The sequence below is a fragment of the Alteromonas sp. 4NH20-0104 genome (assembly GCF_057547795.1).
Map to the genome: position 1 here is coordinate 105,751 of NZ_BAAJLP010000002.1, position 17,146 is coordinate 122,896.

18 protein-coding genes are annotated in these 17,146 nt (G+C 49.9%); 17 read left to right on the forward strand and 1 reads right to left on the reverse strand.

Going from position 1 to position 17,146, the window contains the following annotated elements; genetic code table 11:
* Nucleotides 1–51: 51 nt before the first annotated feature.
* Nucleotides 52–828 carry an inositol-1-monophosphatase gene (gene suhB, locus AC27IB_RS02050; RefSeq protein ID WP_296046189.1) on the reverse strand — a complete coding sequence of 259 codons (777 nt, stop codon included), beginning with the start codon at nucleotides 826–828 and terminating at the stop codon, nucleotides 52–54.
* A gap of 164 nt (nucleotides 829–992) precedes the next feature.
* Between suhB and trmJ the strand changes: the two genes are divergently transcribed.
* From trmJ to hisS, 17 genes are all read left to right on the forward strand, one after another.
* Nucleotides 993–1,709 carry a tRNA (cytosine(32)/uridine(32)-2'-O)-methyltransferase TrmJ gene (gene trmJ, locus AC27IB_RS02055; RefSeq protein WP_296046193.1) on the forward strand — a complete coding sequence of 239 codons (717 nt, stop codon included), beginning with the start codon at nucleotides 993–995 and terminating at the stop codon, nucleotides 1,707–1,709.
* Nucleotides 1,710–1,711: 2 nt separating this feature from the next.
* Nucleotides 1,712–2,530, forward strand: a complete 819-nt coding sequence (cysE, locus tag AC27IB_RS02060) for a serine O-acetyltransferase (protein ID WP_296046199.1) — start codon at nucleotides 1,712–1,714, stop codon at nucleotides 2,528–2,530.
* A gap of 132 nt (nucleotides 2,531–2,662) precedes the next feature.
* A complete protein-coding gene (iscR, locus tag AC27IB_RS02065) occupies nucleotides 2,663–3,142 on the forward strand; it encodes a Fe-S cluster assembly transcriptional regulator IscR (protein ID WP_296046202.1) in 480 nt (159 codons plus the stop codon).
* A gap of 9 nt (nucleotides 3,143–3,151) precedes the next feature.
* Entirely contained in the window at nucleotides 3,152–4,318 is a 1,167-nt protein-coding gene (locus AC27IB_RS02070) for an IscS subfamily cysteine desulfurase (RefSeq protein ID WP_296046206.1), read from the forward strand.
* Between the two features lie 299 nt (nucleotides 4,319–4,617).
* On the forward strand, nucleotides 4,618–6,054 hold the full coding sequence (sufB, locus tag AC27IB_RS02075; protein WP_296046209.1) for a Fe-S cluster assembly protein SufB: 1,437 nt from the start codon (nucleotides 4,618–4,620) through the stop codon (nucleotides 6,052–6,054).
* An 8-nt stretch (nucleotides 6,055–6,062) separates the two neighbouring features.
* Nucleotides 6,063–6,824 (forward strand): Fe-S cluster assembly ATPase SufC, encoded by a 762-nt coding sequence (gene sufC, locus AC27IB_RS02080; protein WP_296046212.1) that lies wholly within the window; start codon nucleotides 6,063–6,065, stop codon nucleotides 6,822–6,824.
* Complete coding sequence (gene sufD, locus AC27IB_RS02085; protein ID WP_296046215.1) at nucleotides 6,821–8,083, forward strand: Fe-S cluster assembly protein SufD; 1,263 nt, start codon at nucleotides 6,821–6,823, stop codon at nucleotides 8,081–8,083. The genes sufC and sufD overlap by 4 nt, the downstream gene beginning before the upstream one ends.
* The gene (locus AC27IB_RS02090) at nucleotides 8,080–9,297 is read left to right on the forward strand and encodes an aminotransferase class V-fold PLP-dependent enzyme (RefSeq protein ID WP_487118588.1); all 1,218 of its coding nucleotides are present in this window, start codon (nucleotides 8,080–8,082) and stop codon (nucleotides 9,295–9,297) included. Before sufD ends, AC27IB_RS02090 begins: the two co-directional genes overlap by 4 nt.
* An 11-nt stretch (nucleotides 9,298–9,308) precedes the next feature.
* Entirely contained in the window at nucleotides 9,309–9,665 is a 357-nt protein-coding gene (locus tag AC27IB_RS02095) for a HesB/IscA family protein (protein ID WP_296046218.1), read from the forward strand.
* 8 nt (nucleotides 9,666–9,673) lie between these two features.
* Nucleotides 9,674–10,207 carry a putative Fe-S cluster assembly protein SufT gene (gene sufT / locus AC27IB_RS02100; protein ID WP_296046219.1) on the forward strand — a complete coding sequence of 178 codons (534 nt, stop codon included), beginning with the start codon at nucleotides 9,674–9,676 and terminating at the stop codon, nucleotides 10,205–10,207.
* Nucleotides 10,208–10,221: 14 nt separating this feature from the next.
* The gene (locus AC27IB_RS02105) at nucleotides 10,222–10,635 is read left to right on the forward strand and encodes a SufE family protein (RefSeq protein ID WP_296046221.1); all 414 of its coding nucleotides are present in this window, start codon (nucleotides 10,222–10,224) and stop codon (nucleotides 10,633–10,635) included.
* Between the two features lie 122 nt (nucleotides 10,636–10,757).
* The gene (gene ndk / locus AC27IB_RS02110; protein WP_073323091.1) at nucleotides 10,758–11,189 is read left to right on the forward strand and encodes a nucleoside-diphosphate kinase; all 432 of its coding nucleotides are present in this window, start codon (nucleotides 10,758–10,760) and stop codon (nucleotides 11,187–11,189) included.
* 122 nt (nucleotides 11,190–11,311) lie between these two features.
* Nucleotides 11,312–12,430 (forward strand): dual-specificity RNA methyltransferase RlmN, encoded by a 1,119-nt coding sequence (gene rlmN, locus AC27IB_RS02115; RefSeq protein WP_296046225.1) that lies wholly within the window; start codon nucleotides 11,312–11,314, stop codon nucleotides 12,428–12,430.
* Between the two features lie 35 nt (nucleotides 12,431–12,465).
* Nucleotides 12,466–13,647: a type IV pilus biogenesis/stability protein PilW gene (pilW, locus tag AC27IB_RS02120; RefSeq protein WP_487118592.1), complete on the forward strand. Its 1,182-nt coding sequence runs from the start codon at nucleotides 12,466–12,468 to the stop codon at nucleotides 13,645–13,647.
* Nucleotides 13,648–13,659: 12 nt separating this feature from the next.
* On the forward strand, nucleotides 13,660–14,637 hold the full coding sequence (locus AC27IB_RS02125) for a RodZ domain-containing protein (protein ID WP_296046228.1): 978 nt from the start codon (nucleotides 13,660–13,662) through the stop codon (nucleotides 14,635–14,637).
* Nucleotides 14,637–15,755, forward strand: a complete 1,119-nt coding sequence (gene ispG / locus AC27IB_RS02130) for a flavodoxin-dependent (E)-4-hydroxy-3-methylbut-2-enyl-diphosphate synthase (protein ID WP_296046231.1) — start codon at nucleotides 14,637–14,639, stop codon at nucleotides 15,753–15,755. Before AC27IB_RS02125 ends, ispG begins: the two co-directional genes overlap by 1 nt.
* 93 nt (nucleotides 15,756–15,848) lie before the next feature.
* Complete coding sequence (gene hisS, locus AC27IB_RS02135) at nucleotides 15,849–17,129, forward strand: histidine--tRNA ligase (RefSeq protein ID WP_296046232.1); 1,281 nt, start codon at nucleotides 15,849–15,851, stop codon at nucleotides 17,127–17,129.
* Nucleotides 17,130–17,146 lie beyond the last annotated feature (17 nt).

Consider the following 17,146-nt stretch of genomic DNA (forward strand, 5'->3'; position numbering starts at 1 on the left):
GCCACTTCATTGAAGTGGCCTTTTTGTTATTTGTAAACGATCTTCGCGGCTTTATTTAAGGTGCTTAACCAGCCCTTGTACCACTTTCACGCTACCTGCAACAATTTCACCTTTATACAAGGGATCGTTATTCCCGCTGAAGTCTGTAACCAGTCCTCCGGACTCTCGCACTAACAGCTCGCCCGCAGCAATATCCCAGGGTTTGATACCACGCTCCCAGTAACCATCATGCCGGCCGGCGGCCACATAGGCTAAGTCCAGCGCAGCACTGCCTGCACGACGAATGTCGCCGCAATCGTGAAAAATTTTGTTTAAGCGGATGGCGTAGTCGGCATATTGGGCTTTGTTTTTGAAAGGCAAACCGGTTGCCAGAACGGTTTCCGACAAATCACGGGCTTTACTGGCTCGGATTCGGTAGCCGTTTAACTGAGCCCCCTGACCACGGGAAGCGGTAAATAATTCACCCCGGATGGGATCAAAAACAACGCCCTGGTCGATACGGCCTTTATGAAGTAAGGCAATAGACACGGCAAAATGAGGAATGCCTTTAATAAAATTGGTGGTGCCATCAAGCGGATCAATAATCCACTGAAATTCAGTGCTTTCGCCTGCGGTTTCGCCACTCTCTTCACCTAAAAAGCTATGTTCGGGATACGACTGCTTAATTTTGTGAATAATTGCCATCTCGGCTTCTTTGTCGATTTGAGTAACATAATCATTCGCGCCCTTAACCTGCTTAACCAGGTCGTCACGATTCTCGAAACCACGGACAATAATAGAGCCAGCCACGCGCGCAGCGCGCACCGCAATGTTCAGCATCGGATGCATAACAAAACCACCAATTGTAAAAGATCAAAAAATAAACGCGGCGCAGTGTACCAGTTCCGCTTCACAATGCAATGCCACGCCCGACGAAATACGCAGCTAAGCGGTGAGAATGTGTAAGCGGTATGCTACACTCAGCGCCATTTACAGCCGTACTCATTCAAAACATGCTAGATAAAATCAGAATCGTATTAGTTAATACCTCACATACCGGTAACATAGGCTCTGCGGCCCGGGCGATGAAAACCATGGGTTTAAGTAACCTGTACCTTGTAGATCCCATCAGCCCGCCCGATGGTAAATCCAGCGCGCTGGCTGCGGGTGCCGGCGATGTATTAGCCAATGCCAAAACGGTGAGTAAACTCGAAGAAGCGGTGGCGGGGTGCGGTCTGGTCGTCGGAACCTCGGCTCGTTCAAGAACATTAAGCTGGCCCATGCTGGAACCTCGCAGTTGCGGCGAAAAGCTGATAAAAGAAGTGGAAAATTACCCGGTTGCACTGGTCTTCGGTCGTGAAAATAATGGCCTTACTAACGAAGAGTTACAGCAATGCCATTTTCATGTATGCATACCTGCAAATCCTGATTACAGTTCGTTAAATCTGGCTGCTGCAGTACAAACGCTGTGTTATGAAATTCGCATGGCGTACCTGAATAAAGACGCGATCCCGACAGAACAAACCGAGTACCCGTTAAACGATGACCTTGAGCGTTTTTACGTGCACCTGGAATCGACGTTAAAAAATGTCAGTTTTATCAATGAAAATCACCCAGGTATTGTAATGACCCGCCTGCGCCGCCTGTTTAATCGAGCCCGTCCTGAGTCTCAGGAACTGAATATCCTGCGCGGTATTCTGGCTTCAGTGGATAAATCAGCCGAGAAATAGCCATGTTCAGCCGAATTAAAGAAGATGTCAGAGCGGTTTTCCATCGTGACCCGGCGGCGCGTAACGCCTTTGAAGTGCTGACAAACTATCCGGGTTTACACGCGGTGTGGCTTCATCGGGTCAGCAATAAACTCTGGCGGCTTGAATTTAAATGGCTGGCACGTTCGTTGTCTACGTTCAGCCGCTGGCTGACGGGTATAGAAATCCATCCTGGAGCCACCATTGGCCGACGCTTTTTTATCGATCACGGTATGGGCGTGGTGATTGGCGAAACGGCAGAGATTGGAGATGATGTCACCCTTTACCATGGCGTTACTCTGGGTGGTACCACCTGGAATTCAGGCAAACGTCATCCGACGCTGGAAAATAACGTGGTTGTTGGCGCTGGCGCTAAGGTTTTGGGGCCAATTATTATCGGCGAAGGGGCAAAGATCGGGAGCAATTCTGTGGTCGTGAAAGACGCCCCGCCGGGTACCACGGTACTTGGTATTCCCGGTCACATATTGCAGCCGGCTAAAGACACCGACACCGGTAAAGAAAAGCGTAACGCTATTGCAAAGAAATATGGTTTCGACGCTTATGCAGTGGCTTCAGATAATCCTGACCCGGTGGCGAACGCCATGGGGATTATGGTAGAGCATATTCATGCTATGGATGGGCGGATCGAAGAGCTGTGCCAGGTCATTCAGGGTATGGGAGGAGAGGTATCAAAAGAGCGTCTGAGCGCGATGACCGCAGAGGACTTTGCCAGTACTGGTATCTCGCCGGTTGTGCCGAACCCGAAACAGACGAATCATGAAGAATTTGACCCGCAAATCTAAACGACGTTGTTGCTGAAGATTATCCGCCTAGCAGGAACAAGAGAATACCTGAGTAATGAGTAGGGTTTTATACTTGACCAATTTACTCAGGTATGGAACAATTTTACCATTGTTCACCATCCGTATCTGGTTATGAAACTGACTTCAAAAGGCCGCTACGCAGTAACGGCAATGTTAGATGTAGCACTCCATTCCAAGCAGGGGCCGGTATCACTGGCCGATATTTCTGCCAGACAAGAAATATCCCTGTCTTATTTAGAGCAGCTTTTTTCTCGATTACGCAGAGAAAGCCTGGTGCTCAGTGTTCGCGGGCCAGGTGGTGGCTATCAGTTGGGCCGTGAAGCTGAACTTATTGCCATAGGTGAAGTGATCCGCGCTGTGGATGAATCGGTAGATGCTACGCGCTGTCAGGGACAGGGCGATTGTCAGGCCGGTGAAAGATGCCTCACTCACAGTCTGTGGCAGGACCTTAGCGATCGCATTAGTCATTTTCTCGATGGGATCAGCCTCGGAGAACTGATGGCGAAGGGCGACGTGCAGGCAGTGGCTGGCCGTCAGGATAAGCATAAAATGCCGGTCGACGGTAAAATCCAGGTCAGCATACAGCTTTAAAGATATACCATGAACCGTACTCCCGTTTATTTAGATTATGCCTCAACTACACCGGTGGATCCGCACGTGGCAAAGCAAATGGCTGCCTGTCTGACACTGGAGGGGAATTTTGGTAATCCGGCCTCACGCTCACACCGTTTTGGCTGGGTGGCAGAAGAAGCCGTTGATGTGGCGCGCAATCAAATTGCCGAGCTGGTTAATAGCGATCCCCGTGAAATTGTCTTTACGTCGGGTGCCACCGAGTCTGACAACCTTGCCATTAAAGGCGTGGTAGAGGCCTCAGACAAACAGCATAAACATGTCATTACAGTGGCGACCGAGCACAAAGCCGTACTCGATACCGTAGCGTTTTTGGCACAGCAGGGGGTTAGCGTTACGCTGCTTCAGCCGGATACTGCTGGGTTAGTCTCAGTTGAGCAGGTGGCTGAAGCGATCACCGACCACACTGTGTTGGTATCTGTAATGCATGTGAATAATGAAACGGGCGTTATCCAGGATATCGCCGCTATCGGTGAGTTATGTCGCGAGCATCAGGTGTATTTTCATGTTGATGCGGCACAGAGTCTTGGCAAGTTACCAATCAACCTGGCCGAACTGGCCGTGGATTTAATGTCTTTCTCTGCGCACAAGTGTTACGGACCAAAGGGCATCGGCGCGCTATATGTTCGGCGCCGTCCCAAAGTGCATATCGCCGCGCAAATACACGGCGGAGGTCATGAGCGGGGTATGCGCTCGGGAACGCTGCCAACCCATCAGATAGTGGGTTTTGGTGAGGCCTGTGAGCTTGCCGGCCAATCCCTGAATGAAGAAGCTGCCAGATTACGCGGGTATACTGAATTATTATGGGAAGAGGTCAGTCGCCTCGATGATGTGCACCTTAACGGTCACCTCACCCATCGCGTGCCTGGCATTATCAACATCAGTTTTGGTGGTGTTGATGGCGAAAGTCTGGTGATGGGACTGCATGATATTGCAATCTCTACCGGTTCAGCCTGTACCTCGGCCAGCATGGAGCCTTCTTACGTCTTAACGGCGCTTGGTCGAAGTGCAGAACTGGCGCATGCGGGTCTGCGTTTCTCGGTCGGACGTTTTACTACTGAAGAAGACATCCGTTTTGCCGCAAAACGGGTAATACAAACCGTAGAAACATTGCGTCAGGTCAGACAGGCTGGTTAGCACTACCGCCTGTCAAAGCGTGTAATTCAGACCTAAGTCGGAGCCGCTAAGATTGCAGTTAAGCCAATATTCAGGCAAGATTGCGGCCCCCAGATTTCAGTGCACACAAAGCGCCACGTTAGCTGTGCCGGAGGCTGGCACAAGGTTGTAACGTCCCGGCTGAATAGTTGAGTGAAATACTCGGGTATTATATAATGTGGCACCCATGTCGTGATAAAGCGAAAGTACTAACCAGAGTTAGTGGCAGTAATTACCTGCCGACATCGCGACGAAATGTTTAATAACAGTGAGATGAGTCAATGAGCGAGCAAATCGAACAGGCGCTATCGAAACAATACGAGGCGGGTTTCTATTCAGAAATCGAGTCTGATACCTTCGAAAATGGTCTGGACGAATCCATTATCCGCCGTATATCTGCCATGAAAAATGAGCCGAAATGGATGCTCGAATGGCGGTTAAAAGCCTATCATTCTTGGCTGGAGATGGAAGAGCCGGACTGGGCTCACGTGGATTATCCAAAGGTTGATTATCAGGCCATTTCTTATTATTCGTCACCCAAGAGTATGAAGGACAAGCCTAAGTCACTGGATGAAGTTGATCCGGAACTACTCGATGTCTACAACAAGCTGGGCATTCCGCTGCACGAGCAGGAAATGCTCGCCGGTGTTGCAGTCGATGCGGTATTTGACTCTGTCTCGGTGGTGACCACTTTCCGCGAAAAACTGCATGAAGCGGGGGTTATTTTCTGCCCTATTTCTGAAGCCATTCAAAAATACCCGGAGCTGGTAAAGAAATACATTGGTTCCGTGGTGCCCCGTTCTGATAACTACTTTGCGGCATTAAACAGTGCCGTCTTTACGGATGGCTCTTTTGTGTACATTCCGAAGGGCGTGCGATGCCCGATGGAACTGTCGACCTACTTCCGGATTAACGAGCAAAACACCGGTCAGTTTGAACGTACCCTGATTATTGCCGATGAAGGCAGTCACGTCAGTTATCTGGAGGGCTGTACTGCCCCACAACGTGATGAAAATCAGTTGCATGCAGCAGTGGTTGAACTGGTTGCCATGGACAAAGCCAATATCAAGTACTCTACCGTTCAGAACTGGTACCCCGGTGACGAGAACGGCAAAGGCGGCATTTACAACTTTGTGACCAAGCGCGGTATTTGCCACAATGATGCCAAAATCAGCTGGACTCAGGTAGAGACTGGCTCGGCAGTCACCTGGAAATATCCAAGCTGTGTGCTGAAAGGGGATAACAGTGTTGGTGAGTTTTACTCTGTAGCGCTTACCCGGGGCCGTCAGCAGGCCGACACCGGCACCAAAATGATTCATTTGGGTAAAAATACCCGCTCGACCATTATTTCAAAAGGGATCTCGGCAGGTAAGAGTAATAATGCCTACCGCGGTCTGGTACAGATGGGGCCAAAGTCAGATGGCGCCCGTAATTTTACGCAGTGTGATTCGCTGCTAATTGGCGATCAGTGTGGTGCGCATACTTTCCCATATATCGAAAGTCGCAATCCGTCAGCCATTGTTGAACATGAAGCCACTACCTCCAAGGTGAGTGACGAACAATTATTCCTGGCTCAACAACGTGGCCTGGACGCTGAGAAAGCGGTGTCCATGATCGTTAATGGCTTCTGTAAAGAAGTCTTCAAAGAATTACCAATGGAATTTGCGGTAGAAGCCGGCAAGTTACTCGAAATTAGTTTAGAAGGTTCTGTGGGGTAAAGAATTTAATGTTATCTATCGATAATTTACACGCCAGTGTTGAAGATAAAACCATTATCAAAGGGCTGAATCTGGAAGTTAAGCCTGGTGAAGTTCATGCCATCATGGGGCCCAACGGCGCCGGAAAAAGTACGCTTGGCTATGTCCTGTCAGGCCGGGAAGGCTATGAAGTGAATGAAGGTGCCGTCAAGCTGAACGGTAAAGACCTGCTTGAGTTGGAAGTTGAAGAGCGCGCCCGTGAAGGCCTGTTTCTGGCGTTCCAGTATCCGGTAGAAATTCCCGGCGTCAGCAATATGGAATTCTTAAAAGAATCCGTAAATGCGCTGCGCGAACACCGTGGTGAAGAGCCGCTTACTGCTGCTGAGTTTTTAAAGAAAGCCAAAGCCGCCTGTAAGCAGGTAAACCTGCCGCTGGATTTCTTAAAGCGTGGAGTTAACGAAGGCTTCTCAGGTGGTGAGAAAAAGCGTAACGAAATCATGCAAATGATTCTGCTAGAACCATCACTGTGTATCCTGGACGAATCAGACTCAGGCCTCGACGTAGACGCCCTGCAAGTGGTTGCAGATGGCGTAAACAGTCAGCGTGACGGTCAGCGCAGTTTTATTGTGGTGACTCACTATCAACGCCTGCTCGACTACATCAAACCAGACTTTGTGCATATTCTGGCAGACGGCAAGATTGTCAAAAGCGGTGATGCGTCACTGGCGCTGGAAGTTGAAAAATCTGGTTATGCCTTTTTAGGCAAAGCCTATGAGGAGGCTGATGCATGAGCCAATGGCTGTCTGAAGTAATCGCCACGGCGCAAACACATCAGGACTGGCTGGCACCTCATCGTCAGGCGGCTCTGGCGGAACTGGAAAAAGTTCGCTGGCCGTTACGCAAAGTGGAAGACTGGCGTTTTACGCCGCTTATCCCGGTAGAAAAGCGCAGTGTGTTATTGGCTAAGCCTGAAAATAGCACATTCAGCGCGCCCAAAATTGGCGAGTTAAGCGCTATCGAATTAGTCTTCAGTGGCAATGAGCTACTCACCGATGTCAGTGCGCTGGCGCTGCCTGAAGGGTTGGAGATAGTGCGTTTCTCCACCGCTACTGCGCAACAGCAAACCGCTATTGAAAGCCTGTTATCAGACGTAAAACCTGCTAAGCACCTGTTTGGACAGGTTAACGACGCCTTGCTGGCGGATGGTTTATATATCCGTGTTGCAGCGGGTAAAACCATTGATACACCCATTCGTATTTCCCAGCTTGCCAGTAATGAAGGCGATCAGCACCTGCGTGTATTGATGCAGGTCGAAGCCGGCGCGCGAGCTACTGTGCTTGAAGACGGTTACGGTGATGCCAGCAGTGTTAATACCGCATTCAGTGAATATGTACTGGAGAGCGAAGCGCATCTTGAGCATTACCGGTTTGCCATGTTCACTCAGCAAGCGATGCATGTTGGCGGTTGCCATTTTAAGGTCGCCGAGAAGGCGCAGTTAAACAGCACGCTGATCGGCTATGGAAGCCAGTTATCACGCCTCGATGTAGATGTGATCTATACCGGCGAATTTGCCAACGCGAATATCAATGCCATCTATTTACTGGCCGAAGGCGAGCTGTTTGATCTGCATACAACTATTGAGCACGCTGTTCCTAACTGTACCACCGAGGAAAATGCCCGGGGTATCGTGGGTGATCGCGCCAAAGCGGTATTTAACGGCCGTATTCATATACATCGCGACGCTCAGAAAACGCTGGCGGAATTAAACAACCGCAATTTGTTACTGTCCCGTCGGGCGGTGATAAATACCAAGCCTGAGCTTGAAATCTACGCCGACGACGTCAAGTGCGCACATGGTGCTACCGTGGCAGAAATAGATGATACCGCGTTGTATTATCTGCTAACCCGCGGCATTAGTCGCAGTCAGGCGTTGATCATGCTTAACTTTGGTTTTATTCAGGAACTCATCAATCAGATCCCGAACGAAGACATAGCCGGCTGGTTACTTAACCAGTTACATGACCGTTTTGTGGGCATGGAGGTTAAATGAGTTTTGACGTAGCGGCAATCCGCAAAGAGTTTCCTATTCTATCGCAAACGGTAGATGGCAAGCCGTTAGTGTATCTGGATAATGGTGCCACCACGCAAAAGCCTCAGGTGGTGATTGATTCTCTGGTCAATTTTTATACCCAGTGTAATGCCAATGTACACCGCGGCGCCCACCAGTTGTCAGACGAAGCGACGCGCCGTTACGAAAAAGCCCGCGATCAGGTGGCTACCTTTATCAATGCGGCTCATCGCAACGAAGTGATTTGGACCAGCGGCACCACCGAAGGTATTAACCTGGTGGCGAAAGGCCTGGCCCAGCAACTGGAAGCGGGTGACGAGGTAGTGGTGACCGAAATGGAACACCACGCTAACCTGGTTACCTGGCAACAAGCCTGTTTACAGAGTGGCGCTACGCTGCGTGTCGCCCCGATTTTTGATAATGGTGAACTCGATCTCGACACCTTTAAAGCTTCACTTGGGCCGAACACCCGCATGGTGGCTTTTCCTCACGTATCCAATGCGTTAGGTACTGTTAATCCGGTAAAAGAACTGACTGCTATGGCCAAGGCCTATGGCGCTTTGGTGCTGGTAGACGGCGCTCAGGGTATCGCTCATGGCGACGTGGACGTGCAAGCGCTGGGCTGCGATTTTTATGCATTCTCAGGGCATAAGGTGTTTGGTCCAACCGGCATTGGCGTGCTGTGGGGCAAACAATCGGTACTGGAAGACTGGCCGGTGTGGTTAACCGGTGGTGAAATGATTGCCGATGTGACTTATCAGAGTGCCACCTGGGGAGCGTTACCCAACCGGCTTGAAGCCGGAACCCCCAACATTGCCGGCGCCATTGGCTTAGGCACAGCGCTGGACTGGTTTAGCAATCTTGATATTGCCGCCGTTCAGGCCCATGAAAAAGCATTAATCGATGCTGCAATGGCGCAGGCCGCGGATATTCAGGGCATGCGCTTAATCGGCACGGCGCCAAATAAGATTGGTATTTTAAGCTTCGTGATGGACAATGCGCACCCGGCCGATATTGGCTTTATTCTGGATCGCCAGGGCATCGCTATACGTACCGGTGATAACTGTGCACAACCACTGATGCATCGCCTTGGTATTAATGGTACTGCCCGTGCTTCTTTCTCGTTGTATAACACCCTGGAAGAAGTCTCGGCATTCTTTGCGGGCTTACGTAAAGCTCAAACTATGTTGGGCTAGGAGAGAAAACCATGTCAGTAGAAACTTTTGTACCCAGTAAAGACGTTGTCACATTCACCCCCGGTGCTATTAAGCACTTTGAAGGTAAACTGAAAAGCCAGCCAGGTAAAATCATTCGCTTATCAACCAAGGTAAGTGGCTGTACAGGGTACGCTTATGTGCTGGATTTTGCCGATGCATCGGTAGACGGTGACGAAGTACTCAGTGTGTCCGATAAGCTGACTGTCGCTATCGCCAAAGAGGCGGTTTCGCTACTGCAGAACACCGAAATTGACTATGTAATGGAAGGTGTTAACGGGGTAATTAAGTATTACAACCCTAACGTTGTCGATGAATGCGGTTGCGGCGAAAGCTTTAACGTCGGATAAGGTAATTTATGAAACAAAAAATGGTGGTGACTGAGCGTGAAGTGAAGTCGCGTAAAGTGCCTTCCGGCGAAACCGTTATCATTCCCGATGGCGAATTTGTCAATATCACCCAGGATTTAGGCGGCAACTATACGGTTACCTGGCATGGCAACATGCTGCGTATTGATGGCACCGATGCCGACGCCATTGGTCGTAAGCCACAAAGTCTCGATTTTACCGCGCCAGCAGACGGGAATATTGATCAACAGCAGGTCTGGGACGCGCTGGAAACCATCTACGATCCGGAAATTCCGATCAACCTGGTTTCTCTTGGTTTGATTTATAACGTCGACATCAACCAGCACGCGAAACAAGTTACCATCGACATGACTCTCACCGCACCAGGTTGCGGCATGGGGCCGGTGCTGGTTGGCGATGTGGAATACCGCGTGGGACTGGTGCCGTTCGTCGAGGACGTCAAAGTAGAGCTGGTGTTTGATCCTCCCTGGTCACGGGATAAAATGAGCGAAGAAGCCCAGCTTGAAGCCGGCCTGTTTTTTTAATTCGGGAATAAACAATGCAGTTACCATCTAGTCAGGAAATCGTTGAAGATCTGGAGTTCTTTGATGATTGGGAACAAAAGTACCAATACATCATTGATTTGGGCAAAGCTCTGCCGCGCCTTGATGATGCTCAGAAAACCCCGGAACGGTTAGTCAAAGGCTGTCAGAGCAGCGTGTGGCTGGTTACCTCAATGATGGATGATAAAATTCACTTTGAAGTCGACAGTGATGCCGTTATTGTTCACGGATTACTGGCACTTGTGATGGCAGCGTATAACGATAAAACTCCGGCTGAAATAACCGCCTTTGATATCGATGGGTACTTTGAAGCGCTGGACCTTGAGCGCCACATCACGCCAACCCGGGGCAATGGTTTACGCGCTATTGTAGGGAAAATACAGCATTTAGCCGCTCAGCACGGCGGATAATCTGCATTTATCAGCACCTTTGTTAAGATTTTTTGATAATTGTTTGCTACCCCCTAGGCACAGGCGTAAAGATTGCCTATAATTCGCGACCAAAATTTTACAATTAAACCCGGAGACAGAAAATGGCTCTTGAGCGCACGTTTTCAATTATTAAGCCTGATGCCGTTGCAAAGAACGTAATCGGTGCAATCTACAACCGCTTCGAATCTGCTGGTCTGCGCATCGTTGCTTCTAAAATGGTTCACATGAGCAAAGAACAAGCTGAAGGCTTCTATGCTGAACACAAAGAGCGTCCTTTCTTTGGCGCCCTGGTAGACTTCATGACGTCTGGCCCGGTAATGGTTCAGGTACTGGAAGGTGAAAACGCCGTAGTTAAAAACCGTGAAATCATGGGTGCGACTAACCCGGCTGAAGCGGCTGCCGGTACACTGCGCGCTGACTATGCAGTATCTATCGACGAAAATGCGGTTCACGGCTCAGATGCGCCAGAATCAGCAGCGCGTGAAATCGCGTATTTCTTCTCAGAAGAAGAAATCTGCCCACGCACTCGCTAAGCTCAGCCTGATGCAATACAAAAAGGGAGCTTCGGCTCCCTTTTCTGTCTGTGATCGATTTTCGTTTTCGTGATATTCTATACCCGTTCCACGCCACTAATTTGAAGAGTTGATAACGCTTTATGACCAAAACAAACCTACTTAATTTTAATCGGCAGGGATTGCGCGACTATTTCGCTGAAATCGGCGAGAAGCCATTCCGTGCCGATCAGGTCATGAAGTGGATTTACCAGCACGGTATCAGTGACTTTGAGCAGATGACCAATATCAACAAAAACCTGCGCGCTAAGTTAATCGAACAGTGTGAAGTCAGAGCGCCAGAAATTGCCTATCACCAGCAGGCTACCGACGGCACCATCAAGTTTGCTCTTAAGCTCGATGGCGGTCAGGAAGTGGAGACGGTGTGGATCCCGGAAGCCGACCGCGCTACCTTGTGCGTTTCTTCGCAGGTAGGGTGTGCGTTGGAATGCACCTTTTGCTCAACCGCCCAGCAAGGCTTTAACCGTAACCTCACCGTGGCTGAAATTATTGGCCAGGTATGGCGGGTCGCGACCACGTTAGGCTTGTCCAATGACACCTCAGCAAGACCGGTCACTAACGTGGTGATGATGGGCATGGGTGAGCCCTTGCTGAATCTGAAAAACGTGGTGCCGGCTATGGATATCATGCTGGATGATTATGGCTTTGGATTATCAAAACGCCGGGTTACGCTGAGCACTTCCGGTGTGGTGCCGGCCCTTGATATGTTGGGTGATCAAATCGATGTGGCGCTGGCTATTTCGTTACATGCGCCAAATGATGAGCTGCGTGATGAGATTGTACCGGTTAATAAAAAATACAACATCGAAGCCTTTCTGGCAGGCGTTCGCAGATATCTGGCTAAGTCGAAAGCGAATCAGGGCAAGGTAACGGTGGAATACGTTATGTTGAATCAGATTAATGACTCAACCGAGCATGCCCACCAGCTGGCTAAAGTGATGAAGAATACGCCGTGTAAAATTAACCTGATCCCGTTTAACCCATATCCGGGTTCGCCTTATACGTGCTCCAGCAACTCTCGTATCGATCGCTTTGCTAAAGTGCTTATGGAGTACGGTTATACGGTGATTGTACGTAAAACCCGTGGCGACGATATTGATGCCGCGTGTGGTCAGTTAGTGGGTGACGTAGTGGACCGAACGAAAAGAATGTTGAAAAAACAGATGAAGGGCGAGCCAATTTCGGTAAAAATGTCCCAATAACAATATATCGAAAAAACATAAGGTAAGCGCTGCCGATGAGAGTACTGATAGTTTTGAGTCTGATGATAGCCATGGCTGGCTGTGTCAGTGAAACCCAGCCCGGAGCCTTTAGTTCTGAATTTGATCAACAGGAAGCAGCCAAAACCCGTGTTTCCTTAGGATTAACTTACCTTAAAAACGGCAATTATTCACAAGCCAAGCAAAATTTGGATAAAGCGTTGTCTTTCGCACCGCGTCTCGCCGACACCCATTACGGGCTGGCCTATTACTATCAGGTAGTGGGCGAAACCGAACGCGCTGATGAGTCTTACCAAACTGCGATGAGCCTGGCGCCACGTGACGCTAACATAGCCAACAGCTACGGCGCCTTTTTATGCCAGGACGGGCGCTATGAAAAAGCCAAAACATTCTTTATGCAGGCTCTCAATGCCAAGCAGTATGCCAGCTCCGCAGAAACTTACGAGAACATGGCGCTTTGTGCACAGAGTCAGGGTGAGGGCGAAGATGCTATTGACTACCTAAACAGCGCCCTGAAGCACCAGCCGGGTCGAGCCAAAACCTTATTTATTCTTACCGAGATGTACGCAGCGACTGAACAATATGATTTGGCAGCTGAAACCTTGCGCCGCTATGAAAAGGTGGCAAGAGTCTCTGCTGACTCCTTGTGGATGGCTGTAGAGATTGCAAAAGGTCAGGGTGATTTACGTGCTGCCAATGGTTATGGTGATATGCTCCTGCGCATGTACCCGGACAGTTCTCTGGCCCGGTTATACATTGAGCGTCAAAAGACGGTGCCACAGCCAGTCATCAAGATAAAAAACAAGCCTCAGTCGCAACCTGCACCGGCACCCGAAAAAGTCCCGGAGCCTGTCGTTGAAGACGCGACAGTGTCTGAGCCAGCCGTTCCGCAAACTGAGCTCTCTGAGCCGACTCAATCACAAGCGCCTGAGCGCGGGCCGGTTATAGTGGCCGAAGAGCCTGAAGAACCAGCAGAAGAGCAGGTTGAACCGGCAGCTGAAGTTAGCCAGAATGCGCCGGTTGATAAAACCGACACCCGGTTTCATATCGTTCAGCCGAAAGAAAACCTCTATCGGTTGTCGCTCAAATATAATATTAAGCTGAACACACTGAAAGAGTGGAACGACCTGGACAAAAACGGGTCTATTAAGGTCGGCATGAAATTATGGCTGGTGCCGCCAGCAGAACAAACCAACTAACGCAGGTAACAAATGGACAAAGAGCAGCACATTGAAGCTGATGAGCAGCATGTGCCTGCCGCACCCAGTCCCGGTCAGGTATTGCGGGAAGCGCGGGAAGAGCAGGGCCTGACACAACAGGCAATCGCTGATAAGTTGTATTTAAAAGTCGGAATCATTGACGATCTCGAACAAAATCGTATTGATGATTCCACGTCTGTGACATTCTTTAAGGGGTATGTGCGTCTTTATGCAAAGAACCTGGGGCTTAACCCGGAAGAAGTATTAACCCTTTTCAATCAATATCACACTACTCCTAAACCGCCGGCTAAATTACAGAGTTTTTCCCGTCGTGTTGCCAAGCAGGCCCACGATGACCGCTGGATGATGGTGACTTACGGTATTGCGATCGTGCTGATTGCCGGTGTGGTGGTGTGGTGGTATCAACAACCTGCCAATGAAAGTACTGAGCAGCCGGCTACACCGCCAGGTACACAAAGTCAGCCCACTAATCAGTCCAGCACTCAGCCCATTACCGCAACCAGCCGGCCACAACCGGTGGCGCAACAAATGCAGGGGCAGGGTACCCCGCAAACAGCGATTACTGCTACTGAAACTGCTGCTGATATTACTGAACCCCTGCAGGACATGAATACTGAAGATGACACTGCAGCGGCCATTACGGCAACAGATGAGCCGGATGAACCAACCGTGCAGCCTGTCGAAGCCAGCGCGGAACAGGATGCCCTCAGTGATGGAGTTCCCGTTGAACTGGTGTTCAGTTTTAGCGCTGATTGTTGGGTCAATATTACCGATGCCAGTGGTGAAGCCATTGCCTATGGCATTAAAGCGTCTGGTTATGAAATGCAGGTAACAGGCATGCCGCCTTTTGAAGTGACCCTCGGTGCTCCCAATGTGGTGCAAATTAGTTATGACGGTGAGGCGGTAGACATGTCTGGATTCGATCCTACCCGCACCGCGAAGTTTTCGTTACCCAGGCAGGAACAATAATGTTTGCTGATAGTCCAATCCAACGCAGAAAATCAATTCGCATTAATGTAGGCAACGTGCCAATTGGTGATGGTGCGCCTATTGCCGTGCAATCAATGACCAACACGCCAACTACCGATGTGGCGGCCACTGTTGCACAGATAAATCGGATAGTCGCCGTCGGCGGTGAGATAGTGCGAGTGTCAGTGCCTACCATGGATGCTGCCGAAGCGTTTAAGCAAATTCGTGAGCAGGTGAGTGTGCCGCTGATTGCTGATATCCATTTTGATTATCGGATAGCACTTAAAGTAGCTGATTACGGCGTGGATTGCCTGCGTATCAACCCGGGTAACATCGGTAATATGGAACGGGTTAAGTCGGTAGTCGACTGTGCCAAAGACAAAAATATACCTATTCGTATTGGGGTAAACGGTGGTTCATTAGAACGCGACCTGCAGGAAAAATACGGCGAGCCAACGCCAGAAGCGCTGCTCGAGTCGGCTATGCGCCATGTGGATATTCTCGATAAGCTTAACTTTGATCAGTTCAAGGTGTCGGTAAAAGCCTCTGATGTGTTTTTAGCCGTTGGGGCGTACCGGTTGCTGGCCAAACAAATAGAGCAACCATTGCATCTGGGCATCACTGAAGCCGGCGGCCAGCGTGCAGGGGCGGTAAAGAGCGCAGTTGGGCTTGGCATGTTACTGGCCGAAGGGATAGGCGACACGCTGCGCGTGTCACTGGCTGCTGATCCGGTGGAAGAAATTAAAGTGGGCTTTGATATTCTAAAGTCGCTGCGGATCCGTTCCCGCGGCATAAACTTTATCGCCTGCCCGAGTTGTTCGCGACAAGAGTTCGATGTGATTGGCACAGTAAATGCCCTGGAACAGCGTCTTGAAGACATCTTAACGCCAATGGACGTCTCGATAATCGGCTGTGTGGTAAATGGCCCAGGTGAAGCGGAAGTGTCAGATTTGGGGTTAACCGGTGCTCGCAATATGAGCGGTTTTTATCTGGACGGTAAACGTCAGAAAGAACGTTTGGCTAACGACGAGTTAGTTGAACAGCTGGAAAAACGCATTCGGGCTAAAGCCGCGATGCTGGATTCTGCCAATGCGATTCCCGTGGTAGAAAAACCTTAACGCCGGGCTTCGGACCTGGCTGGCAAGAATGTTTGTGGTTAATCACTAAAGCCCCTATAATGCGGGGCTTTTAATTAGGCTGAGAGAGAACAGGTGGCAAAAACAATCCAGGCTATTCGAGGTATGAATGACTGCCTGCCGACGGAGTCGGGTAAATGGCAACAGGTCGAGGCAGGAATTCGGCAGGTTGTGGCCAGTTATGGCTATCAGGAAATCAGAACGCCAATCGTCGAAAGTACCGACCTGTTCAAGCGCTCTATTGGTGAAGTCACCGATATTGTCGAAAAAGAAATGTATACTTTTGCTGACCGCAACGGCGATAGCCTGACGCTGCGTCCGGAAGGAACAGCCAGTGCCGTGCGCGCCGGTAATGAACATGGCCTGATTTATAATCAGCAGCAACGCCTGTGGTATATGGGGCCGATGTTCCGTCATGAACGTCCACAAAAAGGCCGTTATCGCCAGTTTCATCAGTTTGGGGTAGAAACCTACGGGTTAGAAAGCGCCGACATTGATGCAGAAGTGATCCTGTTATCGGCTCGTTTATGGAAACTGTTCGGTATCAGTGACCATGTTACGTTACAAATTAATTCGCTCGGGTCAAATGAAGCCCGGCAGAATTATAAAGACGCGTTAGTCGCTTATCTTAAACAACACGAATCCGCCCTTGATGAAGATTCTTTGCGTCGCCTGGAATCTAATCCGCTGCGTGTACTGGACAGCAAAAATCCAGAGGTGCAAGCGTTAGTCACTGATGCGCCATCACTGCTCGATTATCTGGATGAAGATTCTAAAGCCCACTTCAGCTTGTTGTGTGAGTTGTTGGATAATGCCGGGGTAGCGTATGAAATCAACCCGCGACTGGTACGCGGTCTTGATTATTATAACCGCACGGTATTTGAATGGGTGACAGAAAGTCTCGGCGCTCAGGGTACGGTATGTGCTGGTGGCAGGTATGATGGCCTGGTTGAGCAACTCGGTGGCAAGCCCGCGCCAGGTGTTGGCTTTGCATTGGGTATGGAGCGCCTGGTTCTGCTGCTTGATACCCTCGAAAAAATTGCACAGAATCAGCCTGCGGCCGACATCTATGTGACTGCACTGGGTGATGATACCCGGGGCTACGCCAGCCAGGTAGCTGAGTCTTTACGCGATACTGACAATCAGTTTCGGGTAATGCTGCATTGCGGTGGCGGCAACCTGAAGAAACAACTAAAACGGGCAGACAAAGTAGGAGCCAGTGTTGCCTTATTGATTGGCTCAGAAGAAATGGAAGCCCGGCAAGTGACCCTCAAGCCACTGCGTGGCAACGGCGAACAAGTCAATGTAGCTCTTGATGAGCTGCCAGCAGCATTACATAACGTGTTATCTGTATAACCGTTAGCAAAATAAAG

Bases quoted from the DNA above. Each gene is read 5' to 3' on its own strand.
- suhB (WP_296046189.1), bottom strand. From the start codon at position 828: ATGCATCCGATGCTGAACATTGCGGTGCGCGCTGCGCGCGTGGCTGGC.
- trmJ (WP_296046193.1), top strand. From the start codon at position 993: ATGCTAGATAAAATCAGAATCGTATTAGTTAATACCTCACATACCGGT.
- cysE (WP_296046199.1), top strand. From the start codon at position 1,712: ATGTTCAGCCGAATTAAAGAAGATGTCAGAGCGGTTTTCCATCGTGAC.
- iscR (WP_296046202.1), top strand. From the start codon at position 2,663: ATGAAACTGACTTCAAAAGGCCGCTACGCAGTAACGGCAATGTTAGAT.
- AC27IB_RS02070 (WP_296046206.1), top strand. From the start codon at position 3,152: ATGAACCGTACTCCCGTTTATTTAGATTATGCCTCAACTACACCGGTG.
- sufB (WP_296046209.1), top strand. From the start codon at position 4,618: ATGAGCGAGCAAATCGAACAGGCGCTATCGAAACAATACGAGGCGGGT.
- sufC (WP_296046212.1), top strand. From the start codon at position 6,063: ATGTTATCTATCGATAATTTACACGCCAGTGTTGAAGATAAAACCATT.
- sufD (WP_296046215.1), top strand. From the start codon at position 6,821: ATGAGCCAATGGCTGTCTGAAGTAATCGCCACGGCGCAAACACATCAG.
- AC27IB_RS02090 (WP_487118588.1), top strand. From the start codon at position 8,080: ATGAGTTTTGACGTAGCGGCAATCCGCAAAGAGTTTCCTATTCTATCG.
- AC27IB_RS02095 (WP_296046218.1), top strand. From the start codon at position 9,309: ATGTCAGTAGAAACTTTTGTACCCAGTAAAGACGTTGTCACATTCACC.
- sufT (WP_296046219.1), top strand. From the start codon at position 9,674: ATGAAACAAAAAATGGTGGTGACTGAGCGTGAAGTGAAGTCGCGTAAA.
- AC27IB_RS02105 (WP_296046221.1), top strand. From the start codon at position 10,222: ATGCAGTTACCATCTAGTCAGGAAATCGTTGAAGATCTGGAGTTCTTT.
- ndk (WP_073323091.1), top strand. From the start codon at position 10,758: ATGGCTCTTGAGCGCACGTTTTCAATTATTAAGCCTGATGCCGTTGCA.
- rlmN (WP_296046225.1), top strand. From the start codon at position 11,312: ATGACCAAAACAAACCTACTTAATTTTAATCGGCAGGGATTGCGCGAC.
- pilW (WP_487118592.1), top strand. From the start codon at position 12,466: ATGAGAGTACTGATAGTTTTGAGTCTGATGATAGCCATGGCTGGCTGT.
- AC27IB_RS02125 (WP_296046228.1), top strand. From the start codon at position 13,660: ATGGACAAAGAGCAGCACATTGAAGCTGATGAGCAGCATGTGCCTGCC.
- ispG (WP_296046231.1), top strand. From the start codon at position 14,637: ATGTTTGCTGATAGTCCAATCCAACGCAGAAAATCAATTCGCATTAAT.